Source organism: Methylobacterium sp. R2-1 (assembly GCF_014191355.1).
In the GTDB taxonomy this organism is placed as follows: domain Bacteria; phylum Pseudomonadota; class Alphaproteobacteria; order Rhizobiales; family Beijerinckiaceae; genus Methylobacterium.
Genome location: NZ_JACHWM010000002.1, coordinates 105,546 through 128,259, shown reverse-complemented (window position 1 = coordinate 128,259; position 22,714 = coordinate 105,546). Strand labels below are relative to the sequence as shown.

Genomic DNA, 22,714 nt, shown 5'->3' with positions numbered 1-22,714 from the left:
AGCTCGTCTCTTACGAGGTCGAGGTGCGCGAGAACGGCGAGAAGCTGCCGGTGATGGGCCAGCACCCGACCGACTACGCCTCGCTCACGCCCGACAAGCGCGTCTTCTTCGTCCTGACCGGGGAAGGCCGCAAGCCCGCCGAAACGGAGGCGCAACGTGCGGCCCTGATGAGCATCCTCGTCTCCTGTACCGGGAGGCTTCACCTCGACGGTGACAGTTGGACCGCCGACCTCGACGTCGCCAAAGACCCGAAATGGGCCGGCACGAAGCAGACCCGGATGTTCAAGCTCGACGGCGGCCGGCTGCAGGTGCTGACCCCTTGGCGGGTGATGCCGAACCGGGCCGCCGGGACGAGACCCGCAGCATCGTGACCTTCGGGCGCGGGACCGGATGACGAGGGGAGGGCGCACTCAGGCCGCGCGCCACCAGACCACGCCCATGATGACGATGATGGCGACGAATTGCAGGAGGACGCGCAGGCGCATCAGCCTCTGCGAGAGGTTGGCGCTTCCGCCCCGCATCATGTTGACGAGACCGAAGAGCAGCACGCCGGCGACAGCGAGGCAGGCGAGAAGGACGAGCTGGTTGGCAGACATGGGTCGGTGATCTCGTGAGGGACCGTGCTAGCGCGAGCACGGCCCGGAAGAAGGTTCTTCGGCGGGGTCAGTTCCGGCGCAGCAGGCGCTCGAAATAATCGAGTTCTTCCTGCGGACGCGAGGGGTCGCCGAGTTTGCGCCGCAACTCCTCCATGATCCGCCGGGCGCGCTGCACCGCGGATTCGTCCGCGTTCGGCACCCGCACGTTGCCGTTCGAGAGGTCGCGCCCGCGGGTCGGGCGGCCGAGCGGATCGTCGTCGGAGGAGCCCGAGCGACCCTGGCGACCCTGCGACTGGCCATCCTGCTGGCCCTCGCCCTGGCCCTCACCCTCGGCCATCTGCTGCATCTGCTTCTGCATGCCCTCGGCGCCGCGTTTCAGCCCGTCGAGCGCGCGGCCCTGCGCGTCCACCGCGTCGCCGTTGCGGCCGCGGCCCAGAGCCTCCTCGGCCTCGCGCATGGCCTCCTCGGCATCCGCCAGACCCTCTTCGCCCTGAAGCCCCTGCTGCTTCATCCGATTCTTGAGGTCCTGGAGCTGCTCGCGCAGACCCTGCTGGCGCTGGCCCATGTTCTGGCCCTGCTGCCCGCCGCTCTGACCTTGTTGACCCTGGCCCTGACCTCGCTGCCCCTGCTGGCCGCGGCCTTGCTGCCCCTGTTGGCCTTCCTGGCCCTCGCTCTGCTGGCCGGGCTGCTGCCCGCGCTGGCCTTGCTGCCCCTGCTGCTGGCCCGGCTGCGGCCTCTGGCGCTGACCGGGGCGCTGCTGGCCCTGCTGGCCCTCCTTGTAGGTCTCGTCGCGCAGCTCCTGCTGCTCGCGGGACATCTTGTCGAGTTCGTCGAGCTGACGGTTCATCTCGGCCATGCCGCCGTCGGACTTCTGGCCGCTCTCCGCGTTCTGGAGGTTTTCCAGCACGTTGCGGAGCTGATCGAGCAGGCGCTGGGCTTCCGCCGTATCGCCGCGCTGCATCGCCTCCTGCATGTCCTTGATCATCTTCTCGAGGTCGTCGGGCGTCACGGTCTGGCCGCCCTGCTGCTGTTGCTGGCGCTCCGATTGCTGCTGGCGCTGCGGTTTCGCGCGCTGGGCAAATTCCTTCATGAACTTGTCGAGGGCCTGTTTCAGATCCTCGGTGAGCTTCTTGATCTCCTCGTCCGGCGCGTTGCGGTCGATCGCCTCCTTGAGGCGGTCCTGGGCGGCGCGCAGCGCCTTCTCGGCATCCGAGAGGTCGCCGTCCTCGATCTTGAGAGCCATCTCCCACAGGAGGTCGGCGACGTTGGTGAGATCCTCGTCCGACTTCGCCGCGCGCAGCCGGTTGGCGGCGGTGGTGAGGCCGAGGAAGATCCCGGGTTGCGGCGTGAAGCGCTCCGGCGCGATCCGCAGGGCGTCCAGAGCGGTCTGGACCCGGTCGCGATCCTCGTCGGGCGCGGTGACGAGACGGCGGCGCTCCTCGGCGAGCGCGCGGGCGAGCGGCTGGCTGAAGGGGCGCGCCGGCAGCACGATCTCGGCGGTCTCGGTGCGGCCCTCCTGCCCGGCCTCGTCGCGGACCACGAGGGTGAGCTTCACCCGCGCGCCGGACCAGGGATTGTCGGTGAGATCGACCAGTGTCTTGGTATCGGTCTCGCCCGTGGCGTCCGTGGGTAGCGCGAGCGCGATCTTGGGCACGGGCACGAGCGAGCGACCGGCTTTCAGCGGCTCGACCAGTCCGTCCGCGGAGGCGATGCCGTAATCGTCCTTGGCGCGATAGCTGAGGTTGAAGGTGCCGCGACCGTTGACCTCCAGGTCGCCGACCCGGCGCACCTCCGGCGGCTGGTCGGGGATCGATTCGATCACGAGGCGCTGCGGCTCCGAGCCGGAGGCGGCGATGCCGAGTTCGGCGGTGCCGCCGGCGAGCCGGAAACGTTCCTCCCGCAGGCTGGTGCGGGTCTCGTTGCCCTTGGCGCTGTTCTGCGCGACGCCCTGAGGTGCCGGCCGGCCGGGGGCGGCCTTCTCGTCCCTGGGGACCGGTACCAGGGCGGCGTTGGGAGTGAGCTCCGCCTCGCCCTGGCCGGCGATGCGCACGATCAGGGTGGAATTGACCGGTGCGCGCAGGCGCTGCACGGCGTCCTTCGTGGCGCCCGACATCGTCACGATCAGCGGCGGCACGCGGGTGTAGATGGGCGGGTCGATCCAGCCATCGACCCGGAAGCTCGGCGCGGCAGCCTGCGGCGCGCGCCAGTCGAAGGCGGCGGCGACGCGCCCGCGCCATTCGGGGCCGGCGACGAACAAAGCGGCCAAAGCCGCGACGAGGATGCCGGCGCGGAGCGCCAGGGGATCGTGACTCGGCATGTGCGGGCGCGGGCGCCCGGCCTTCAGCCGCGCCACGGCGGCGGCGGCCCGTGACTGGTGCAGGGCCCACAGGGCGCGGGTGACCGGATCGCTCTGGCCGACGGCCAGCGTGTCCTCGATGGACGAGGCCGGGTCGTGGACGCTTCCACCCTGGCGGGCGGCCTCCCGATCGATGCGGGCGAGCGCCTCGCGGCGGCTCAGGGCGCGCAGGCGAAAGGCGGGAAGCAGCGCCGCGACGAACAGGACGGCGAAGAGGCCGAGCCCGACCATGCGCCAGAGCGGGGAGAGATCGAGCCACAGGCCGAGCCACGACACCGCCAGGAAGGCAAGGGCGACACCGAGCCCGCGCCACAGCACCGGCCAGACCCGCTCCCACAGGCCCGCCGCCCGCGCCCGCCCCACCAGCCGGTCGAGGCGGCGGCGCGCCTCGCCCTGGCGGTCGTCGCTCACGGAGATCGTCCGTTCGGCCTCGCTCATCGTGTTCGGTCGCGGCTCCCACGGGCGCCGGGCCGACGAGCCCCGCGCACGAATGAGGAAGCTAGCATGGTGACGGGCACACTCCGCCGGGTCAAATCCGCCCAGCGGCGCTTGAGGCGGTCATGCCGCGGCCAGGGACGGGTCGCGCCCGATCTGCGCCGCCAGCGGTACGCTCGCCTGGTTCTTGCCCTTGGCCTCGATTTCGAAATCGGTCCAGACCAAGTGCCGGGCGACCAGCGCGTTGACCGCCTCGTTCCACATCAGGTCGGAATGCGCCGCGAGATCGCGCCAGGAATGGCCCTGTTCGGCGAGTGCCACGTAATCCGGCAGCGTGCCGGTGTCGTGCTCGGGCAGGACCGACTCTCGCGAGACGCTGATATGGCTCACCGGCCGCACCCCGCGCCAGGAGGCGATCACCGCCCGGATGCGGGGGTCGTCGGGCTCGATATACGCGCCGCGGCTCTCGACCCAATGGTGGTGGAGATCGAGCACCACCGGCACCCGGTCGCCGAGCCGCAGCACCGCGTCGAGGCCGAACAGCGACTCGTCGTTCTCGACGGTCAGCAGGTTGCGCGCCGTCTCCGAGATCAGCGACAGGCTTTCCCGGAATCCCTCGATGCCGGGTTCGCGCCCACCGACATGGATGTTGAGGTGGGCGCCATGCGGGTGCCAGCCGGAACCGTAGCCCAGCATCGTCATCACCTCGGCGTGGTATTCCAGTTCGGCGATGCCGTTGGCCTGCGCGTTCGGATTGCGCGAAGCGATGATGCAGAACGGGCCGGGATGCATGCTCAGCCGCACCGCACCCGCCCGTGCCCGCTCGCCGATCCGGGCGAGGCCGGTCTCGATCAGGGCGCGCATCGCCGGCTCCGCATAGAGCGGCTGGGCCACCGGATGGGTGTAGCCGGGGAGCACCGAACTCGCCATGCGCAGCAACCGCTCCAGGGGCGGCCGACCTGAGACCCAGGCGATCTGACGCTCCAGGGCCGCGAGGTTGTGGCGCACCACGCCTTCCAGCTTCTCGAAGCGCGCGGTGGGGCCGAGGCGCTCCAGATGCGCCATCGTCACCGTGCCGAGATTCATCAGCTTGGCCGCATCCTTGGCGGCCTTCAGGGTTTTGTGGCCTGGGTCCGGGTCGGGGATGAAGGTGCAGCAGAAGCCGAGTCGAGGCGGCTCGGAGGTGTTGGGCGAGGTGTTCGGCTTGCGCGACATGGCCCGATAACGCGTCAGGGCCGGCTTCGTCCCCCGCTGAAAAAGATCAATCCTCCGCGCGCAAAGCGTCCACCGCCGCGCCCGCGAGGTTGGCGGCCATCAGCCGCTCGGCCTCACCCTCGACCGGCTTGAGGCGAGAACTCAGCGCCGCGATCCGCGCCGCCTCCTCGCGGGCAAGCCGGGTGGCGGTGGCGAGATCGACCGCCGCGAACCGCACCGTCTCGCCCGGCCGGCGCTGGGCGATCCGCCTGAAGTCGGCAGAGATCACGGTGGCGATCTTCGGGTAGCCGCCGGTGGTCTGGCGGTCGGCGAGCAGGATGATGGGCCTGCCTGATCCCGGCACCTGCACCGAGCCCGCCACGGTGGCGTCTGAGATGATGTTGAAGCCGCCGGGACCGTGGGCGATCTCGGGGCCGTCGAGCTGATAGCCCATCCGGTCGGCCCGGTTCGACACGGTGAAGGTCTGACCCAAGAAGGTCGCGAGGCCGGCTTGCGGAAAGTGATCGTCCTGGGGGCCAAGGACGACGCGTATCGGCGCCGCCGGCTCCAGCGGGATCGGGTCGAGGCCGTGCTCCGCCTCGCCCGTAGTTGAGGCGGCGAGCGGCAGGCGGTCGCCCTCGCGCAGGAGCCGCCCGTCGAGGCCTCCGAGCGCGGCGCGCTGATGCAGGGCGCGGCTTCCCATCACGCTGCGGGCGGCGAACCCGCCGGAGACCGCGAGATAGGCGAACACGCCCTCGCGCGGCCGCTCGATCCTCAACTCCGACCCCTCCCGCAGGATGAAGGAGCGGTGCGCGGCGGCTGGCTCGCCGTCGAGGCGCAGCCCGCTCGTCGCGCCCGCCAGCGCGAGGCGCGCCGCGCCGCCCTCGGCCCGCAGGCTTGCTCCGGCAAGCCCCAGTTCGAGCGCCGCCGCATCGGGTGCGTTGCCGACGAGGCGGTTGGCGGCGGCGAAGGCGAGCGGGTCCATCGGCCCGGAGGCTGAAAGCCCGAAGCGGAGATAGCCACGCCGTCCGCCGTCCTGAAGCGAGGCCGCGCCGGTGAGGCGGGCGAGATGGAGGTGGGCGTTCATCCCTCGCACAACTCGGCCACCAACTCGCCGGCCTCCGCCGCGGCGGCCAGCGCGTCCCAGCGCGCGGCCGGGGTCGGGACGAAGCGCACCCGGTCGCCGGGGCGGAGCAGGAAGACCGGGTCGCGCTCCGGCACGAAGGTCTTTTCTGGAGTTCGCCCGAGGAGATGCCAGCCGCTCGGGGCGGCGATGCTCGCCACCAGCGCCTGGGCGCCGCCGATGGAGATGGTGCCGGCGGGCGTCAGCGGGCGCGGGCTGGGCCGGCGCGACAGGGCGAGCCCGGGGTCGAGGCCTTCGAGATAGGCATAGCCCGGCAGGAAGCCGATCATCGCGACGCGGTATTCCGGCGCGCTATGGCGCTCGATCAGCGTCCCCGGCGCGAGCCCGTGATGTGCGGCGACCGCCTCGAGATCGATCCCGAATTCACCGCCATAGACCACGGGGATGCGCCAGAGGCGGGTGGAGGGGACCGCCGCGAGCGGTTCGCCCGCGAGTGCCAGCACGGCGCGTCCGAGTTCGGCGGGGTCGGCGCGCAGCGGATCGAGATGGACGGTCAGCGAACGGTAGGTCGGCACCGTCTCCAGCAGGCCGGGCAGCGCGCGGGCGGCGAGCACCGCGTCGAGAGCCAGCACGCGGGCGCTGAGATGCGCGTCGATCCGCTTGCCGAACTCGATGGTGAAGGCCGTGTCCCCGCAAGGCAGCAGCCGCGGCGCGTCGTGCGTCATGGCCGGCAGGCTAGCCGATCCGGCAGCCTGCCGCGAGACGTCGTCCGTGAAACCTCAAGGATCCCCGCTCGAAGCCGCATCGCCGGCCTCGCGGCGAGAGCCTGAGCCCGCGGAAGGCGGGTGCCGGGGCGCGAGGCCGGCAGGAGTATCAGGGAATCGCTTTGGGCGATTGCCCTGCTCAGAACCCCGCCGCGAGGCGGTGGGGCACCGCCGCCCGCCCGGCGGCTGCGGCCTGGCGGTAGAGGCCGCGGTGTTGGGAGTCCGGTACAAGGGCCTCGGTGAGGCCGATCACCGTTTCGGCCGCGCCGAGCAGCAGCGCGCCGTCGGGAGTGAGGGTCTTGGCGATCCGCTCCAGCACGTCGGTCTTGGTCGGTGCGTCGAAGTAGATCAGAACGTTGCGGCAGTAGACGATGTCGAACTGGCCGAGATGCTCGAACGGGTTCAGCAGGTTGAGCGGCCTGAAGCTCACCATTCCGGCGAGCGCCGGGCTGATCCGCCACTGCTCGCCGACCTGGGTGAAGTGCTTCACGAGAAGCTGCACCGGCAGCCCGCGCTGCACTTCGAAATGGCTGTAGAGGCCGAGTCGCGCCTTCTCCAGCACCTCCGTCGAGAGGTCGGTGCCGACGATCTCGACCTGCCAGCCGGCGAGTTGCGCCGCGGCCTCGTGGATCATCATGGCCAGCGAGTACGGCTCCTGCCCCGTGGAGGCCGCCGCCGACCAGATCCGCAGGCGCCGCTGGGCGCCGCGGGCGGCGATGGCCTTCGGCAGCAGCACGTCGCGGAACAGGTCGAACGGCCCCCGGTCGCGGAAGAAGAACGTCTCGTTCGTGGTCATCGCCTCGACCACTGCCCGCTCCAGCGGCCCCTCCCGCGACAGGCGCAGGGTGCCGACGAGGTCGGTCAGGGTCGCGATCGCGAAGCGACGGCAGACTGGGGTGAGCCGGCTCTCCACGAGATAGCGCTTCTCGGCGCCGAGGCTCAGGCCGGAGCGCTTCTTGAGGTAGTCGCGCAGGAACGCGAAATCCGCTTCGGTCATCAAACCCGCTCCGCGATCGCGTTGCGCAGAGCCGGTCCGATCTCGGGGAGCGGAAGGACGGCGTGACACAGGCCCGCCTTGGCGACGCTGCCGGGCATGCCCCAGACCGTGCTGGTCGCCTCGTCCTGGGCGAGCAGGGTGCCGCCGGCCTCGACCAGCGCGCGGGCGCCCGCCGTGCCGTCCGAGCCCATGCCGGTGAGGATGACGCTGAGCGTCGCCCCGCCGTAGAGGGCGGCGGCGTCGAGGAACATCACGTCCACCGCCGGGCGGCAGAAGTTCACCGGTGGCCCGTCGTCGAGGCGGATCACGGTCTCCGCGGCCGAGCCCGAGAGCCGCATGTGGCGCCCGCCGGGGGCGACGTAGATGCGGCCGGGCTGCAACCGCTCATCGGCCTTGCCCTCGGCCGCCGGCAGGCCGATCCGGGCGCCGAGATGCTCGGCGAAGACGGCGGTGAAGACCGGCGGCATGTGCTGCACGATCAGGACCGGCAGGCGCCGGAGCGTGGCCGCACCGATCTTCTCCAGCACCTCGCCGACCGCCCGTGGACCGCCGGTGGAGGAGCCGATCAGCAGGACGCGGGGCGGCGCCACGGTGCGGGGCTTCGGACGCAGCGTGACCGTGCCGGACAGGCGCGAGACCGTCGGCGCGGCGGGCGCAGCGGAGGCCGCCGCCTCCACCGAAGTCGGAGCCGGCCGGCGCCGGGCGCGGGCGGCACCGAATACCCGGATGCGCTCGACGAGGTCGTTGCGGAAGCCGTCGGAGGTGGTGACGCCGCGGTTGCTCTCGGGCTTGGGGATGTAATCGACCGCGCCGAGGGAAAGGCAGCGCAGAGAGACATCGGCGTTGCGCTGGGTCAGCGTCGACATCATCACGACCTGGATCCCCGGCTGCTTGGCGAGCATCAGCGGCAGGGCCTGGATGCCGTCGAGTTCCGGCATCTCGATGTCGAGAAGCACCACGTCCGGGTTGCAGCGGGCGAGCGCGTCCACGGCGGCGCGGCCGTTGGGCGCGGTGGCGACCACCTCGTGGCCGGCCTCGCTGAGCCAGCGGGAGACGAGACCGCGCACCACCGCCGAATCGTCGGCGACCAGCACCTTGATCGGGCTGCGCGCCGACGGAGCGTGTGCGACGGCCGGGATTGCCGACATGAGAGACTCGTTTCCGCGGAGCGAGAAAGGGGCGGGGACCGCGCGGCCCCCGGGACCGGGAGGGACTGGGGAGGGTTCAGGCGGCCTCGGAGGGCCGCATCACGAAACCCACCTGATCGAGCTTGGCGATCATGATGTCCCGGTCGAAGGGCTTCATGATGTACTCGTCAGCGCCCGCGCGCAGAGCCCGGGCGATGGCGCCGACATCGTTCTCGGTGGTGCAGAACAGGACCTTCGGCCGGTCGCCGAGGGGGGCTTGCCGCAGGTGCCGCAGTACCTCGTAGCCGTCCATGTTCGGCATGTTCCAGTCGAGCAGGATCACCGTCGGCATCGCCTCCGCGCACATCGCCAGCGCCGTGGCGCCGTCCTCCGCGTCGCGGACGCTGAAGTCGAGGGTTTCCAGAATGCGGCGGGCAACCTTGCGGATCACCGCCGAGTCGTCGACGATCAGGGCTGTCTTCGCCGGGTCCTTGGTCGGGCTGGTCTTCATGGGCGCATCCCTCGAAAGCTTCAGGCGACCTTCGACTCGCGGGCGTCGCCGAAGGCGAGCAGCGCATCCACGTCGAGGATGACGAGGAGGCGTCCGTCGAGACGGTGAACGCCGAGCGAGATGTCGCGCCAGCGGGCATCGAGGTTGATCGGTACGGGCTCCTGCGTGTCGGCCCCGAGTTTCAGCACCTCGCCGACGCCGTCGACGATGAGGGCGAAGGTCTCGCCCGCCTGCTCCAGGCCGATGGCCATCTCGGCCGCACCGGCCTCGCGCCCCGGAATGCCGAGCCGGCGGCGCAGGCACAGGGCCGTAACGACCCGCCCGCGCAGATTCAGGAGACCGACGATCTCCTTGGGCGCGAGCGGCACCGGAGTGATGCCGGCGGGCACGAACACGTCGTGCACCCGGTCGATGGTGAGCCCGAACATCGTCTCGCCGACGAAGACGGTGACGTAGTCGGTGGTGTCGGTGGGAACGGCATTGCCGTTGGCGGCCTGCATGGCGGCGTGTCCTTTTCCGGTCCGTTCAGGTCTCAGGCGGCGGCGCGGGCGTCAGCAGGTTCGGCGGCCTCACCGATCTCGGCGAGCGCCGCGAGCAGGCCGCTGCGGTCGAACTTGGCGACGAGGTCGCTGATCGCGAGGCGGCGAGCCTGCTCGATGGCATCGGCGGCGACGGTGCCGGTCAACGCCACCACCGGCATCTCGGCCAGCCGCCCGCCGCTCTTGCGCATGGCGGCCACGAGGTCGAAGCCGCTGCGGCCGGGCATGTCGAGGTCGCTGACCACGAAGTCGATGCCGGCATTGCCCTTGAGCAGGCTCATCGCCTCGTCGGCGGAGGACGCGGTCGTCACGCCGTAGCCTGCCGCCTTGAGCACGGGGGTGAGCATGTCGCGGAAGAAGGCCGAGTCGTCCACGAGCAGGAGCGACGGCGCCTTGACCACGGTCTTGCGGGGGCCGCGCGCCCAATCGTCGTAGGCGAGCGGCAGGAAGTGGGCGATGTTGATGATGTCGGTCGCCCGGCCCCGCAGCACCGCCGAGCCGATGAGGTCGGAGCGGTCGGCGCTGATCTCGATGTCGAGGCGTTCCTCGACGATGTCGACGATCTCGTCGACCACCAGGCCCATCGCCCGGTCGCCGTCGGAAAACACGACGAGCGCCTGGTTGCCCTCGGAGCGGATCTCGATGCTCGGATCGGCCGGCACCAGCGGCATCAGGCGGCCGCGGTACTGGATCAGCGGACGCCCGCCGAGATGCTCGATCTTCGAGGCGTCGATCTCCTCGAGGCGGGTGACGAGGGAGAGCGGCACCGCCTTGAAGCCGCCCGCACCGCCCTTGAATACGAGAAGCGTCGCCTTGGCATCGCCGGCCTCGGTCTCCTCGACCTCGGTCTCCGTCGCGGCGCCGGACTGCGCGCTCTGACCGACCAGCTTGGCCACGCCGTTGGGATCGACGATCAAGACCACGGCGCCGTCGCCGAGGATCGTGTTGCCGGCAAACAGCGGGATGTGGCGCAGCTTCGACGACATCGGCTTCACGACGATCTCCTCCGTGTGGAAGACCTCGTCCACGAGCACGCCGAAGCGCTGGCGGCCGACCTGGGCCACCACCACGAACCCGGATTCGACGATCTCGCCCTCCTCGACGGTCGCCTGCCCGCGCATCAGGCCGTCGAGGGTGACGATCGGCAGAAGCCGCTCGCGCAGGCGCAGCACCGGCGCGCCGTGGATGCGCTCGATCGAATTCGCGCTCTTGTTCTCGCCCTTGGGATCGACCCGGACCAGTTCGAGCACCGCGATCTGCGGCACCGCGTAGCGCTGCTCGCCGGCCTTCACGATCAGCGCCGAGACGATGGCGAGCGTCAGCGGGATCTTGATGGTGAAGGTGGTGCCCTTGCCCAGTTCGGTGGCGATATCGACCACGCCGCCGATGGTCTCGATGTTGGTCTTGACCACGTCCATGCCGACGCCGCGGCCGGAGACCGAGGTCACCGCCTTGGCGGTGGAGAAGCCGGCATGGAAGATGAACTTCGCGACCTGCGCGTCGGTCATCCTCTCCACGTCGGCGGCGGGGGCGAGGTTGCGCTCGACCGCCTTCTTGCGGATCGCGGCGAGGTCGAGACCCTTGCCGTCGTCGGCGATCTCGATCGTGATCGTGCCGCCCTCGTGATAGGCCGAGAGGCGGATCGAGCCGCGGGCGGGCTTGCCGGCCTTCAGGCGGTCCTTGGTGGCCTCGATGCCGTGGTCGGCCGAGTTGCGCACCATGTGGGTGAGCGGGTCCTTGATGACGTCGAGCACCTGGCGGTCGAGTTCGGTCTCGGCCCCCGACATCACGAGGTCGATGCCCTTGCCGAGTTCGGCCGAGAGGTCGCGCACCACACGGGGCAGCTTCTGCCACGCATTGCCGATCGGCTGCATGCGCGTCTTCATCACGCCTTCCTGCAACTCGGCGGTGACGTGGCTGAGGCGCTGCAGCGGGACCTTGTAACCGGAATCCTCGTGACGGCGGGCGATCTCGAGGAGCTGATTGCGGGTCAGCACCAGTTCGGAGACCATCGTCATCAGGTGCTCGATGGTGTCGACGTTCACGCGGATCGTCTGCACCTTGGCGATCGGCCCCTCACCGCCCTCGGCGGGCGCGGCGGCGGCGGGACGCTCGGGGGCCGGGGCTGCCGGCTCAGGCGCGCTCTCGAACGCGGGCTCGGCGGCTTCGAGGACAGGATCGAGGGCGGGCTTGGGGGCCTCGAGGACCGGCGCGGCGGGGAGCTCGTCGGGGCCGGGGGCTTCCATGAAGGCGCGCTCCAGATCCTCCAGCGAGACTTCGCCGGGCTTGAGCTCCCGCTCGACGATCGGCGGCAGTTCGGGCAGGGGCGGCGGAGCGGCAGCGGCGGGCGCCTCCACGGAGGCCATCTGCTCGAGGGCGCCGATCAGGTCGGCGTCGGCACCGGCCGGCTCGGAGCCGGTGGCTTCGAGGTCGGCGAGGATCGCCTTGAGCCGGTCGAGGGTGGCGAGGATCAGCGTGACCGAGGCACCGCTGACGGGATAGCCGTCGCGGAAGCGCCCCATCAGGGTCTCGGCGGCGTGGGCCAGCGCTTCCAGCCGTGGCAGGCCGAGGAAGCCGCAGGTGCCCTTGATGGTGTGGACCAGCCGGAAGATGTTCCGAAGGATCTGCTGGTTGTTGGGGTCCTGCTCGAAACGGACCAGCTCCGCATCGACCGTGTCCAGATGCTCGGCGCTCTCGACCAGAAACTCGCGAAGCAGATCGTCCATGGGGGGTACTCGTCTACGCGCACTAAGGGACGTGCGACGAGCACTCTCGCCTTGGAAAGTTAGTGAAGCGTTGAGGGCGAGGCCTGCCTCACAATTGTTTTTAGAATGAAACGGGCAGGATTTGGTAAGATGTGCGTCCGCCTGCTCTTCCGCATGTTGTTTCCGGCGCCGGCAGGCTCCGACGCCGCCGGCCTCAGGCGAGCTGCGTGTCCGGCGGGGCGCTGTCGGAGGGGCGCTCGTCCTCGACACTCGGGGCGGGTGCGCCGGGCAGCCCGACCGCGGCCTCGGTGGGCGTAGCGGTAACCGTTACTTCGTCGCCCTGGATGGTGAAGCGGACGTCCATTGCCGCCGCGCGCGCGACGAGGCCGGCATAAAAGGGCAGGATCCCGTGGGCATCGACGCTGCCGCTCTCGGGCGTGCCGGCCATCAGCGCCTCGACATGGGGCGGGATGCGCGCGTGGCTGCCCTTGGCGCGCAGGACGAGGCGCGGGGCATCGCCGTCGCCGGTCACGGCCACGTCGATCAGGCCGCCGCGAGGAATCGCGCTCGACGCAATCACCACGAGGTTGAGCAGGAGCTTGACCTTGTTCTTCGGAAACAGGGCCTGGGGAGCGCTCCAGGCGATCTGCGTCTTTTCGTCGGCGAACATCGCCCGCGAGACCTTCTCGGCATCGGCCAGATCAATCGAGGCGCCGGCCGAGCCCGCCGCGCCGAAGGCGATGCGGGCGAACTGCACCCGGGCCGAGGCGGTGCGAGCGCTCTTGCGGATCAGTTCGAGGGCGAATTCGCGCATCGAGGGGTCGTCGTCGTCCTCCAGCACTTCGAGGCCGTTCACGATCGCGCCGATCGGGCTGATCACGTCGTGGCACACGCGCGAGCACAGCAGGGCCGAGAGGTCGAGGGCGTCGAGGGTGAGGCTGCTGGTACCGCTCATGGCGCGCTCCGTTCCCGGCTGTCGAAAGAGGTGTCGCGAGGTGTCGTCGATCGGTGGGGCAGCTCGCCCCTCGGATGCGGCGGGCACCGGATAGGGCCAAGCGAATAGTCACCGGCGACCGCTTTGGAAAGCCGCGGACGTCAATCCGCCGGGCCCTTCCGCCCTCCCGCGACGGGATGGCGGATGGCCCTCGGCCTGATCTTCGATCCCAATTCTTGGTAAAGACTTGGTCAAGGGCGCCGCGCAACGGCACTGATGTCCCGAATTCGCCGCAACCGGCGGGCATGGGGGCCGGATCACGCAGGCTTGCGCACCGAATTTGCTCCGGCTCCGGATCGACAAGCCTCACTCCTTCATTGATGACAGTGCGATGACCGCCCCCGCTTCCATTCCGGCCGCCCCATCGGCGGCCCTGACGGCTCCCGTTCCGGCCTCGATGCGCGACGCCATCGCCGAACAGCTCGCCGGGATCGCCTGCGAGGCGGGACGCATCCTGCGGGGCTATCACGGCGGCGACTGCCCGCACGTCATCAAGCCGGACGGCTCGCCCGCGAGCCTCGCCGATACCCGCTCCGAGGAGCTGATCGTCGCCGCGCTGGCCCAGGCCTTTCCCGGCATCCCGGTGATCGCCGAGGAGACCTCGGGCACCGCGCGGCCCGCGCCGCTATTCTTCCTCGTCGATCCTCTCGACGGAACCCGCGACTTTCTGGCCGGCAACGAGCAGTACTGCGTCAATATCGGCCTCATTCAGGGGGACCGTCCGATCGCCGCCGCGCTGGCGGCGCCGGGACTCGGCCGGGTCTGGGCGGCCGGCACCACCGCCCGTGAGGCGCCGATCCATGAGGGGCGGCCCGGCGAATTCAGGGCGGTTCACGTGCGCGCGGCGCCCACCGACGGTCTCGTCGCCCTCGTCAGCCGTCTGCACGGCGACAGCGACACCGATGCCTGCCTGGAGCGGTTGCATGTCGGCGAGCGGCGGGTCGCCTCCTCGGCCCTCAAGTTCTGCCTGATCGCGGCGGGTGAGGCGGACATCTACGTGCGCTGCGTCCCCACCATGGAGTGGGACACCGCGGCCGGCGACCATGTGCTGACCATGGCCGGCGGGCGCGTCGTCGGCCCCGGCGGCGACACGATCACCTACGGCCATCACACCCGCTTCTACCGCAACGGCCCCTTCGCGGCGCTCGCCTCCGCCGCCTACCGCGACGTGCTCGAACTGCCGCAGCAGAGCGCCATCTCCGATTTCGACCGGCGCCGGGCGGGAGGAGCCGCTCCAGCGGACACGGCTCGGGGTGCTTAACCGCCCGTTAACCCAATCTTGACTTGATCGGTCATGAGACTGCGCGCTCCCTGCGTGCCTCGATCCGGTGGCTTCCGATGACGGGGGCACCCGCGCCGGTTTGGCGGGCGCGGGCCAGCGGCGAGCGGCACGGGAGCCGGTAGGGAGACCGACATGCCGCACGATCCCATCCGAACCGGGGGCACGACCCGCCGCGCCGCCCTGCTTGGCCTCTCCGCCGGGCTCTCCGGCGGCCTCCTGGCCGGTGCCGCACCCGCCCTGGCCTATCAGGACGACAGCGTGCGTCCGGACTCGTTCCGCGTCTCCGAGGTGGTCGAGAACGGGCACCGCTTCTTCGGCAGCGTGTCGCGCGGCCTCGCCCTGACCGTCGAGGAGGCGACCCGCCGCTGGGGCGAACCCAACGGCTACATCCTCGGCCAGGAGGCGTCCGGTGCCATCGTCGGCGGCCTGCGCTTCGGCGAGGGGACGCTCTACACCCGCAATGCCGGGCAGCGCCGGATCTACTGGCAGGGTCCGACGCTGGGCTTCGATGTCGGCGGCGACGGCGCGCGCACCATGATGCTCGTCTACAACCTGCCCGCGGTGCGCGACCTCTACCGCCGCTTCGGCGGAGTCGACGGCTCGGCCTACTTCATCGGCGGCTTCGGCATGACCGCCGTGACCGATGGCGGCATCGTCGTGGTGCCGATCCGCTCCGGTGTCGGCGCCCGGCTCGGCATCAATATCGGCTATCTGAAGTTCACCGGCCGCCCGACCTGGAACCCGTTCTGATTTTTTCGAACCGGCTCCGTCCCTGCCCGGCGCGATCCCGTGCGATCGCTCGGAGAGCGGCCGGGCCGGGTGACAGGCATGAAAAACACCCACGGAGCGGGCCTAGGGTTCGACCGGAGCGTCCTCTGGCCGCGGAGGCGGCGCAGGCGTTTGAGGCCAGAGAGAAGACAGCCCGCTTGCCTCCGCGCGGGCAAGACGGGCAAAAGACGCAGCGGCCGGACCTGTCGGCCGAGGCGGCGTGAGGGCCCGTTCGTGATCGAGACCGTGATGATCTTCGGGCTCGGCTTCCTCCTGGCGAGCCTCTGTGCCCTGACGATCCTGCCAACCGTGAACGCCCGCGCCGGCCGCCTCGCTCGGCGGCGGATCGAAGCGACCCTGCCGGTCAGCGTGTCGGAGGTCGTGGCCGAGCGCGACCACCTCCGGGCGGAATTCGCGGTGACGCAGCGCAGGCTGGAGCGGAAGGCCGAGGCCATCGCCGCCCGGCGCCACGGCGACATGGTCGCCATCGGCACCCGGACCATGGAGGCCGAGGCGGCAGTTGCTGCCCGGATGCTCAGCGAGGCGGAGGTGGCCCGCGCCCTCGAACGCATCGCCGGGCTCGACCGGGATCTCGCCAAGGCCCGCGCCGAGGGCGAGACGGGGCTCGCCACCCTGCATGCCCTGGAGGAGGCCCACCGCGCCATCCTCGACGATCTCAAGGCGGCACGGCGGTCGCAGGCGGGGACCACGCCGTCGCTGGCCGAGGGCGCCGCGGACGGGGCCGCGCCCCCGCGCCTCGGGATCGAAGCCGAGATCGCGACCCTGCATGCGGAGCTGAAGGCTGCCCAGGCCGCTCTGGCCGCGCGTGGGAGCGAGGAGACCGCCGAGTTGCGGCGCCGCATCAATGAGGTTGCCGACGCCCTGGCCCGGCGCGACCGTCTGCCCCAGGCCGGGAGCTTCCCGGCCGCCTCCCCGGCGCTCGCGGAGAGCTGAAACGCACCGAGCGGAACGCGCCTGCGGCCTATCGTGCCCCGATCCCTTGCGATGCCCCGCACGAGCCCGTAAGCACCGAACCACCTCGCGTTTGCCCCGCACCCGCCTTGTTTCGGACATGCGGGGGCATCATCGCGCCCGGATCTCCTCACACGAATCTCTTCCCACGAACCGCGATCGAGCGAACATCATGGCCTTAAAGCTGACGCCCCTGGTTCTCGCACTGACGGGCGCGGCCGCCCTGCTCGCCGCTCCGGCACAGGCGCAGCAGTCGAAGCGCGGCAACGAGACGCTCAAGAAGTACTGCACCGGCGATTACCTCAGCTATTGCGGCAATCTTGATCCGGATGATCCGGCGACCGATCAGTGCTTCAAGACCAACTGGGCGAAGCTCTCCGAAAACTGCCGCCGGGCGATCGACGCCTACACGCCGCCGAAGGATTCGCAGCGCGGCAACAAGAAGAGCTGAGATCGCGCCGGGTCGTGACGGAGCCGGGCTCATGCCCGGCGGTCCAGGCTTGAGCGTGCCTCTTCCCGTCAAGATGCCGGCGGCCGCCTTTCGGGGCGAGGCTCAAACGGCTAAGCTGGCGCAGCCCTGCCGGAAAGACCGCCGGAAATCCCGATGCCCGCCCGTTCCGCCCGCCTCTCGATCCTGATCGCGCTCGGCCTTGCCCTGGCCTGCACGGCCTGCGGCCGGCGCGGCAGCCTGGAACCGCCGGGTGCCGCCGTGTCCGAGACCGCTCCGACGAGCACGCGCCCCGGCGCACCGGCCTCGGCGCGGAGCCTGCCGGGCAGCACGGTGTCCGTCGGCGATCGCGGCGCAGCCCCCGATCCCGAGGCCGTGCAGGCGGGCGACGAGCTGAGTGCCGCGGCGATCCCCGCGGGCGGCGATGGCGTTCCGGTCACGACCTCCCGTGGATCGAAGCGCGGCTACAAGATCCCCAAGGAGCCGTTCATCCTCGATCCGCTTCTGTAGCGGCCCGCGCCGGCGCTGGCGCCAGAGGTTCGGCAGAGGCTCGGTTCAGAGGCTCGGTTCGAGGTAGACAGCGCACCGCGCGCAGGGGCATTCGGGCGTGCCGATCCCCTTTTCCGCGCGGCGGATGATCCTGACATGCATCACTTCCACTATCGGGACGGGCGCCTCCATGCCGAGGACGTCGATCTGACGGCGCTGGCGGACGAGGTCGGCACGCCGTTCTACTGCTACAGCACCGCCACCCTGGAGCGTCACTACCGCGTCTTTGCCGAGGCGTTTGCAGGCGACGACGCGCTGGTCTGCTTCGCCATGAAGGCGAATTCGAACCAGGCGGTGCTCGCCACCCTCGCGCGTCAGGGCGCGGGCATGGACATCGTCTCCGAGGGCGAACTGCGCCGGGCGCTGGCCGCGGGCGTGCCGGGGGAGCGCATCGTCTTCTCCGGCGTCGGCAAGACCCGCGAGGAGATGGCCGCCGCGCTCGATGCGAACATCCTCTGCTTCAACGTCGAGAGCGAGCCCGAACTCGCCGCCCTGTCCGAGGTCGCCGCCGCGCGCGGGCGGAAGGCGCCGGTCTCGATCCGGGTGAACCCGGATGTCGATGCGCTGACGCATGCCAAGATCTCGACGGGCAAGTCCGACAACAAGTTCGGCATCCCGATCTCCCGCGCCCGCGCGGTCTATGCCGGCGCCGCCCGGCTGCCCGGCCTCGAGATCGTCGGCGTCGATGCGCATATCGGCAGCCAGATCACCGACCTGACCCCGTTCGACAACGCCGCGCGCCTGCTCTGTGAACTCGCCCGCGACCTGCTCGCCGACGGGCACCGGCTCCACCACGTCGATTTCGGCGGCGGACTCGGCATCCCCTATCGGGACGACAACGCACCCCCGCCCGATCCGGCGGCCCTGGCCGAGATCCTGCGTCCGCATTTCCGGCCGCTCGGCCTGCGCCCCGTCTTCGAGATCGGGCGGATGATCGCCGGCAATGCCGGCATCCTCGTCACCCGCGTGATCTACGTGAAGCCGACAGAGGAAAAGACATTCGTCATCGTCGACGGGGCGATGAACGACCTGATCCGCCCGACGCTCTACGAGGCCTTCCACGCCCTGCGTCCGGTGCGCGAGCCCGCCGCCGACACGCCCCGGCTGACGGCGGACGTGGTCGGCCCGGTCTGCGAGAGCGGCGACTACCTCGCGCTCGGGCGGGAAATGCCGGGTGTGGTGTCGGGCGATCTCATTGCGGTCATGAGCGCGGGTGCCTACGGCGCGGTGCAGGCCGGCACCTATAACAGCCGCCGCCTCGTGCCGGAGGTGCTGGTGACGGGTGACCGCGCGGCGATCGTGCGCCCACGCCCGAGCTACGACGACCTGATCCGCCTCGACCGCCTGCCCGATTGGCTCGCGTGACGTTTGTCAGGGGAGCCGGGCGGCCCGCCGCCCGTTGCGTCAGGACGCCGCTCGTCTGAGAAGACAGTGCGAGAAATCTGCCAAGCAACCTGCCAAGAAAACGGTCATGAAGACTGCCGATTGCGACATCCTGATCCTGCCGGGCTATGCCGGCTCCGAGGAGGAGCACTGGCAGGCGCGCTGGGCGGCGCGGCTCAAGACCGCGCGGATCGTCGCGCAGGACGATTGGCACCGGCCCGACCCGGAGGCGTGGCGCAACCGCGTCGTCGAGGCGGTCGCGGCGGCGACCCGGCCGGTGATCCTCATCGCCCACAGCCTCGGCGTCGTCGCGGCGGTGGAGGCCGCGCCGCGGTTCCCGCCCGGCGTGGTGCGTGGAGCCTTGCTGGTCGCCTTCCCCGACATCGAGGCGGGCGCCGACCTGCCCGAGAGCGTGCGCGCCTTCGCGCCGGTGCCGCGCGATCCGCTGTCCTTCCCCTCGCTGCTGGTGGCGAGCCGCACCGATCCGCACTGCACCTACGAGCGGGCGGAGGACTACGCCTATGCCTGGGGCTCGGCCCTGGTGGATGCGGGCGAGGCCGGCCACATCAACGTCGCGAGCGGGCATGGGCCCTGGCCCGAGGGTCTGATGCGGCTGGCGGGCTTCCTCGCGCCGCTGTGAGCGGACGCCCCGCCCGCGCGGCAAGCGTTCGGCAAGATAGTGTATTTCACATCAGGGGCTTGGGCCGATTCTTATCGAATGTATGGGAATGCAGTTCTAAAAAGATTCTTTGATGCAGGATAAATCGGGAACTTAATTTTCCTTAACTGCTTTCTCCGGGCAGACCGACCGGCAGTGTCGGTCGGACAATTTCGGAGGGACGCAATCGTGACGCTCACGAAGACCATCGCCACCGCCACCGCCTTCGCCTTCATCGCCGGCTCCGCACTCGCCGCGCCCTGCAACACGGGCAGCACCAATTCCAAGGCTCCCGGCGACTCCGCCGCTGCGAACAGCAGCACCGGCAGCGGCGCCGATGCGGGTTCGAAGAACCTTGCGGGCGGCCAGCAGCCGGCCTCGCCCGGCACCGTGGGTGCGATGAACAATGTCGGCGCCGGCCAGGGCGTCGGCAACAAGCCGGGCTCGGACCAGACCAGCTCGGCCAAGAACACCGCTGGCGGCGAGCAGCCGGCTGCTCCAGGCACCGTCGGCGCGATGAACGCCGCCGGCCACGACCAGAAGCTCGGCGACAAGAAGGGCGGCGACGACTGCTGATCGCGGCGTCCCACCCGTAGCAGAAAGAAGGCTCCCGCACCGGCCGGTGCGGGAGCCTTCTTGTTCGGGGCGTTGCGCCAACCGCCGTCGCCAACCGCCGTCATCGCGAGGCGAAGCCGAAGCGATCCAGGGCGCGACCTTTTCGGATAAGGCGGAGCGCTGGATTGCTTCGGCTCCGCCTCGCAAGGACGAGGAGGCGTTACGCGAGGCGTTACGCCTTGTCCTCGTTCCCGCGAAAAAGCTGGCCCGCCACCTCGTTGACCGTGGGCGGGCTCACGCGCACGAAGGGCAGGGGACGGCAGACGGCGAGCGCCGCGAGGCCGAAACGCGCGGTCATCAGGCCATTGAGCACGCCCTCTCCCAGCTTGGCCGAGACGCGGGCTGCGAGCCCGAGGCCGAGCACCTGATGCAGCATGCCCTCGCCCACCGCCATGCCGCCGGTCACGGTCAGATGCGCGAGCGCCGCCCGGGCGAGCCGCAGGAAGCCGAGCAGGCCGGGCCGCCCGCCATAGATCGCCGCGATCCGGCGCAGAAGCCGGGCGGCGGAGAACACCACGAAGGCGACATCCACGATCGCTCGCGGGCTGAGCGCGGTCACAGCCGAGACTTGGCTCGCGGCCTGGGCGATGGCCGCCTTGGCCTGCCGGTCGAGCGGCGCCAGCAACTCACCCTCGGCGAGAGCGAGCCGGTCGTCCACGTCGAGAATCGCGTCGCCCACCGCGTCGAGGCGGCGAAGGCCGCCGGCCAGCGCCGGTCGATCGGCGTAGATACCCCGCAGTTCCTGTACCGCAGCCTGCGCCGCGGTATGGTCGCGGGTCGAGAGGGCCGCGAGCGCGCGCTCGCGCAAAGCCTCGATCTTGCGCTCGCGCCAAACTCCCAGCGCCTCGCGGGCGACGACGGCCGTCAGCGCGATCACGGCGACGAGAAGGAGCACCAGCGCGACCCAGCCAAGCCAGGGCGCGGTGGCGAACAGGTCCGCGATCAGCCGCTCGACCGAGAGGCCGACGGCGATCGTGACGAGGCCGCCGAGCGCGCCGAACAGGATCGACAGCCACGGCGCCCGGCGCTTGGGCGCTACCGGCACCGCGACGCCGTCGGCGGCATCCACGATCTCGTAGGGCTCCTCGACGAAGCGCACCTCGGGCCGCGGCGGGAGCGGCGCCTCGGCGGTTGCGGCCTCCGGCGGGGGCTGGTCGGCGGAGGGGATGCGGAAGGCGCGCGGGCGCTGCGGGTTGGTCACGTCAGCCGATCCCCGATCAGGAACTGCATGGCCCGGTCGAGCCGGATCTGCGGCAGGTGGCCCGGGCGGCCGAGCGCGTCGGGTTTGACCGGCGGCGGGCGGAAGCGTGGGAAGCGAAACGAGCCCGGCGGAATCGCCCCGTCGAGCACCGCCTGCGGATCGGCGGGCAGCTCGCCGGGAAACACCGCGGCCTCGGACAACCCGTCGAAGATCTCGTCGCCGACATGCTCGCCCGCCTCCGGCGTGCCGGAGACGGCGCGCAGAACCTCGCCGCCATCGTGCACCGTGGTCTCGCGGGTGGCGCGCACCGAGGCGAGCGCCACAGTACCGACTCGGGCACCCGCCGCCTCGGTGCGGCGCATGGCGCGGGAGACGAGCAGGCGCAGCAGCGCGTCGAGCCGGTCGTGGCTCGACTGGTGGAGATGGTCGGCCTTGGTCGCGGCGAACATGATCCGATCGGCGCGCGGGGCGAAGAAGCGCGAGAGCAGGCTGTTGCGCCCGATCCGGAAGGCGAGCAGTACGGCGTCGAGCGCCTCCTCCAGTTCGGCGAGCGCCGCCGGCCCGGAATCGACCGCGGAGAGCACGTCGACCAGCACGATCTGCCGGTCGACCCGCTGGAAATGCTCGCGGAAGAACGGCTCCACCACCTTGCTCTTGTAGGCCTCGAACCGTCGTTCCATCAGCGCCCCGAGGCTGCCGGGAGCCTGGGTTTCCTCCAGACGGTCGAGGGGGGCGAAGGTCAGCATCGGCGAGCCGGCGAGATCGCCGGGCATCAGGAAGCGCCCCGGCGGCGTCGTGGCGACCGATTCCGCGCCGGCCCGAAGCGCGGCGAGATAGGCCTTGAAGGCGTTGGCGGCGCGCTCGGCCAGCACCTCGTCGAGCGCCGCCGCGGGGTCGAGTTCCTGCATCAGCGCGAGCCAGGGCGCGGCGATGTCGGCACGGCCCGCCCGTCGGGTGCCGGCGATGGTCGCGCGCGACCACGCCACGTAGCTCTGATCGACGAGCGCCAGATCGAGCAGCCACTCGCCGGGATAATCCACCACGTCGAGCATCAGCGTGGCCGGACCGCTGCGCCATCCGCCCGAGCGCTCGTACTCGATGGCGAGGCGGAACTGGCTGATCCGGTCGGTCGAGCCCGGCCAGCGCCGCGCCTCGGTCAGCGCCGCAAAATTCTCCTCGAAGGGAAAGCGCGGGACGTCGTCGTCGGGCTGCGGCACCAGCCGCGCCCGGCGCAGGCGCCCGGCTTGCGCCGGCTCGAAGGCGGGCAGCGCGTGGCCCTCGACGAGATGGTGGATCAGTGCGGTGGTGAACACCGTCTTGCCCGAACGGGCGAGACCGGTGACGCCGAGCCGCAGCGTCGGCTGGATCAGGAGATCGCTGGAGGCTTCCGCGAAGGCCTTGATCGCGGAACCCGCTCGCGCGGCGTAGTCGAAGAGAGGCGGCAAGGCGGGCTCTGGCGGCGGGCTTCGTCGGGGAAGCGGGACGGGCTGTCAGGTGGCGCGGCGAGGCGGCGATCTCAAGACACGGAAGGCCCTT

Annotated in this window: 22 protein-coding genes; 9 read left to right on the top strand and 13 right to left on the bottom strand. The window is 70.8% G+C overall.

Annotated elements, in window-relative coordinates:
• The first annotated feature begins 23 nt into the window (after window positions 1-23).
• Window positions 24-371 (top strand): lipocalin-like domain-containing protein, encoded by a 348-nt coding sequence (locus FHU13_RS03240; protein WP_312889543.1) that lies wholly within the window; start codon window positions 24-26, stop codon window positions 369-371.
• 39 nt (window positions 372-410) lie between these two features.
• On the opposite strand, the gene FHU13_RS03235 is transcribed toward FHU13_RS03240, so the two are convergent.
• The 11 genes from FHU13_RS03235 to chpT form a co-directional block, all read right to left on the bottom strand.
• The gene (locus FHU13_RS03235) at window positions 411-596 is read right to left on the bottom strand and encodes a twin transmembrane helix small protein (RefSeq protein WP_183434421.1); all 186 of its coding nucleotides are present in this window, start codon (window positions 594-596) and stop codon (window positions 411-413) included.
• A gap of 67 nt (window positions 597-663) precedes the next feature.
• Complete coding sequence (locus FHU13_RS03230; RefSeq protein ID WP_183434420.1) at window positions 664-3,390, bottom strand: TIGR02302 family protein; 2,727 nt, start codon at window positions 3,388-3,390, stop codon at window positions 664-666.
• A 120-nt stretch (window positions 3,391-3,510) separates the two neighbouring features.
• Complete coding sequence (locus tag FHU13_RS03225) at window positions 3,511-4,602, bottom strand: UV damage endonuclease UvsE (RefSeq protein WP_183434419.1); 1,092 nt, start codon at window positions 4,600-4,602, stop codon at window positions 3,511-3,513.
• A 46-nt stretch (window positions 4,603-4,648) separates the two neighbouring features.
• The gene (locus FHU13_RS03220; RefSeq protein WP_183434418.1) at window positions 4,649-5,668 is read right to left on the bottom strand and encodes a biotin-dependent carboxyltransferase family protein; all 1,020 of its coding nucleotides are present in this window, start codon (window positions 5,666-5,668) and stop codon (window positions 4,649-4,651) included.
• Window positions 5,665-6,390, bottom strand: coding sequence for a 5-oxoprolinase subunit PxpB (gene pxpB / locus FHU13_RS03215; RefSeq protein ID WP_183434417.1), 726 nt, complete (start codon window positions 6,388-6,390; stop codon window positions 5,665-5,667). The genes FHU13_RS03220 and pxpB overlap by 4 nt, the downstream gene beginning before the upstream one ends.
• Before the next feature lie 178 nt (window positions 6,391-6,568).
• Window positions 6,569-7,426, bottom strand: a complete 858-nt coding sequence (locus FHU13_RS03210; protein WP_183434416.1) for a CheR family methyltransferase — start codon at window positions 7,424-7,426, stop codon at window positions 6,569-6,571.
• Entirely contained in the window at window positions 7,426-8,574 is a 1,149-nt protein-coding gene (locus tag FHU13_RS03205; RefSeq protein WP_183434415.1) for a chemotaxis response regulator protein-glutamate methylesterase, read from the bottom strand. Before FHU13_RS03205 ends, FHU13_RS03210 begins: the two co-directional genes overlap by 1 nt.
• A 76-nt stretch (window positions 8,575-8,650) precedes the next feature.
• Window positions 8,651-9,064, bottom strand: a complete 414-nt coding sequence (locus FHU13_RS03200; protein ID WP_183434414.1) for a PleD family two-component system response regulator — start codon at window positions 9,062-9,064, stop codon at window positions 8,651-8,653.
• 20 nt (window positions 9,065-9,084) lie between these two features.
• Window positions 9,085-9,564 carry a chemotaxis protein CheW gene (locus FHU13_RS03195; RefSeq protein ID WP_183434413.1) on the bottom strand — a complete coding sequence of 160 codons (480 nt, stop codon included), beginning with the start codon at window positions 9,562-9,564 and terminating at the stop codon, window positions 9,085-9,087.
• A 32-nt stretch (window positions 9,565-9,596) separates the two neighbouring features.
• On the bottom strand, window positions 9,597-12,329 hold the full coding sequence (locus tag FHU13_RS03190; RefSeq protein ID WP_183434412.1) for a hybrid sensor histidine kinase/response regulator: 2,733 nt from the start codon (window positions 12,327-12,329) through the stop codon (window positions 9,597-9,599).
• Window positions 12,330-12,522: 193 nt separating this feature from the next.
• Complete coding sequence (gene chpT / locus FHU13_RS03185; RefSeq protein WP_183434411.1) at window positions 12,523-13,263, bottom strand: histidine phosphotransferase ChpT; 741 nt, start codon at window positions 13,261-13,263, stop codon at window positions 12,523-12,525.
• A gap of 370 nt (window positions 13,264-13,633) precedes the next feature.
• On the opposite strand from chpT, the gene FHU13_RS03180 reads away from it, so the two are divergent.
• The 8 genes from FHU13_RS03180 (at window position 13,634) to FHU13_RS03145 (ending at window position 19,938) form a co-directional block, all read left to right on the top strand.
• Window positions 13,634-14,563, top strand: a complete 930-nt coding sequence (locus tag FHU13_RS03180; RefSeq protein ID WP_183434410.1) for a 3'(2'),5'-bisphosphate nucleotidase CysQ — start codon at window positions 13,634-13,636, stop codon at window positions 14,561-14,563.
• A 153-nt stretch (window positions 14,564-14,716) separates the two neighbouring features.
• Window positions 14,717-15,334, top strand: coding sequence for a DUF1134 domain-containing protein (locus tag FHU13_RS03175; protein ID WP_183434409.1), 618 nt, complete (start codon window positions 14,717-14,719; stop codon window positions 15,332-15,334).
• Window positions 15,335-15,601: 267 nt separating this feature from the next.
• Entirely contained in the window at window positions 15,602-16,306 is a 705-nt protein-coding gene (locus tag FHU13_RS03170; protein ID WP_183434704.1) for a hypothetical protein, read from the top strand.
• A 190-nt stretch (window positions 16,307-16,496) separates the two neighbouring features.
• On the top strand, window positions 16,497-16,775 hold the full coding sequence (locus FHU13_RS03165) for a 3',5'-cyclic-nucleotide phosphodiesterase (RefSeq protein ID WP_108939774.1): 279 nt from the start codon (window positions 16,497-16,499) through the stop codon (window positions 16,773-16,775).
• Between the two features lie 153 nt (window positions 16,776-16,928).
• Window positions 16,929-17,282 (top strand): hypothetical protein, encoded by a 354-nt coding sequence (locus FHU13_RS03160; protein ID WP_183434408.1) that lies wholly within the window; start codon window positions 16,929-16,931, stop codon window positions 17,280-17,282.
• A gap of 135 nt (window positions 17,283-17,417) precedes the next feature.
• Window positions 17,418-18,686, top strand: a complete 1,269-nt coding sequence (lysA, locus tag FHU13_RS03155) for a diaminopimelate decarboxylase (protein WP_183434407.1) — start codon at window positions 17,418-17,420, stop codon at window positions 18,684-18,686.
• A 106-nt stretch (window positions 18,687-18,792) separates the two neighbouring features.
• Window positions 18,793-19,344 (top strand): alpha/beta hydrolase, encoded by a 552-nt coding sequence (locus tag FHU13_RS03150; protein WP_183434406.1) that lies wholly within the window; start codon window positions 18,793-18,795, stop codon window positions 19,342-19,344.
• Between the two features lie 207 nt (window positions 19,345-19,551).
• Window positions 19,552-19,938 (top strand): exopolysaccharide production protein YjbE, encoded by a 387-nt coding sequence (locus tag FHU13_RS03145; protein ID WP_183434405.1) that lies wholly within the window; start codon window positions 19,552-19,554, stop codon window positions 19,936-19,938.
• 211 nt (window positions 19,939-20,149) lie between these two features.
• Here FHU13_RS03145 and FHU13_RS03140 read toward each other — a convergent pair whose 3' ends face one another.
• Together FHU13_RS03140 and FHU13_RS03135 are read right to left on the bottom strand one after the other, a co-directional pair.
• Window positions 20,150-21,178 (bottom strand): YcjF family protein, encoded by a 1,029-nt coding sequence (locus FHU13_RS03140; RefSeq protein WP_183434404.1) that lies wholly within the window; start codon window positions 21,176-21,178, stop codon window positions 20,150-20,152.
• Window positions 21,175-22,623: a YcjX family protein gene (locus FHU13_RS03135; protein WP_183434403.1), complete on the bottom strand. Its 1,449-nt coding sequence runs from the start codon at window positions 22,621-22,623 to the stop codon at window positions 21,175-21,177. The genes FHU13_RS03140 and FHU13_RS03135 overlap by 4 nt, the downstream gene beginning before the upstream one ends.
• Between the last annotated feature and the right edge of the window lie 91 nt (window positions 22,624-22,714).

What these genes read in the sequence shown, in the direction of transcription:
- FHU13_RS03230 (WP_183434420.1), bottom strand. Translation starts at nt 3,390, where the DNA reads ATGAGCGAGGCCGAACGGACGATCTCCGTGAGCGACGACCGCCAGGGC.
- lysA (WP_183434407.1), top strand. Translation starts at nt 17,418, where the DNA reads ATGCATCACTTCCACTATCGGGACGGGCGCCTCCATGCCGAGGACGTC.
- FHU13_RS03180 (WP_183434410.1), top strand. Translation starts at nt 13,634, where the DNA reads ATGACCGCCCCCGCTTCCATTCCGGCCGCCCCATCGGCGGCCCTGACG.
- FHU13_RS03205 (WP_183434415.1), bottom strand. Translation starts at nt 8,574, where the DNA reads ATGTCGGCAATCCCGGCCGTCGCACACGCTCCGTCGGCGCGCAGCCCG.
- FHU13_RS03165 (WP_108939774.1), top strand. Translation starts at nt 16,497, where the DNA reads ATGGCCTTAAAGCTGACGCCCCTGGTTCTCGCACTGACGGGCGCGGCC.
- pxpB (WP_183434417.1), bottom strand. Translation starts at nt 6,390, where the DNA reads ATGACGCACGACGCGCCGCGGCTGCTGCCTTGCGGGGACACGGCCTTC.
- chpT (WP_183434411.1), bottom strand. Translation starts at nt 13,263, where the DNA reads ATGAGCGGTACCAGCAGCCTCACCCTCGACGCCCTCGACCTCTCGGCC.
- FHU13_RS03170 (WP_183434704.1), top strand. Translation starts at nt 15,602, where the DNA reads ATGATCTTCGGGCTCGGCTTCCTCCTGGCGAGCCTCTGTGCCCTGACG.
- FHU13_RS03220 (WP_183434418.1), bottom strand. Translation starts at nt 5,668, where the DNA reads ATGAACGCCCACCTCCATCTCGCCCGCCTCACCGGCGCGGCCTCGCTT.
- FHU13_RS03225 (WP_183434419.1), bottom strand. Translation starts at nt 4,602, where the DNA reads ATGTCGCGCAAGCCGAACACCTCGCCCAACACCTCCGAGCCGCCTCGA.
- FHU13_RS03235 (WP_183434421.1), bottom strand. Translation starts at nt 596, where the DNA reads ATGTCTGCCAACCAGCTCGTCCTTCTCGCCTGCCTCGCTGTCGCCGGC.
- FHU13_RS03195 (WP_183434413.1), bottom strand. Translation starts at nt 9,564, where the DNA reads ATGCAGGCCGCCAACGGCAATGCCGTTCCCACCGACACCACCGACTAC.
- FHU13_RS03175 (WP_183434409.1), top strand. Translation starts at nt 14,717, where the DNA reads ATGCCGCACGATCCCATCCGAACCGGGGGCACGACCCGCCGCGCCGCC.
- FHU13_RS03160 (WP_183434408.1), top strand. Translation starts at nt 16,929, where the DNA reads ATGCCCGCCCGTTCCGCCCGCCTCTCGATCCTGATCGCGCTCGGCCTT.
- FHU13_RS03200 (WP_183434414.1), bottom strand. Translation starts at nt 9,064, where the DNA reads ATGAAGACCAGCCCGACCAAGGACCCGGCGAAGACAGCCCTGATCGTC.
- FHU13_RS03150 (WP_183434406.1), top strand. Translation starts at nt 18,793, where the DNA reads ATGAAGACTGCCGATTGCGACATCCTGATCCTGCCGGGCTATGCCGGC.
- FHU13_RS03190 (WP_183434412.1), bottom strand. Translation starts at nt 12,329, where the DNA reads ATGGACGATCTGCTTCGCGAGTTTCTGGTCGAGAGCGCCGAGCATCTG.
- FHU13_RS03210 (WP_183434416.1), bottom strand. Translation starts at nt 7,426, where the DNA reads ATGACCGAAGCGGATTTCGCGTTCCTGCGCGACTACCTCAAGAAGCGC.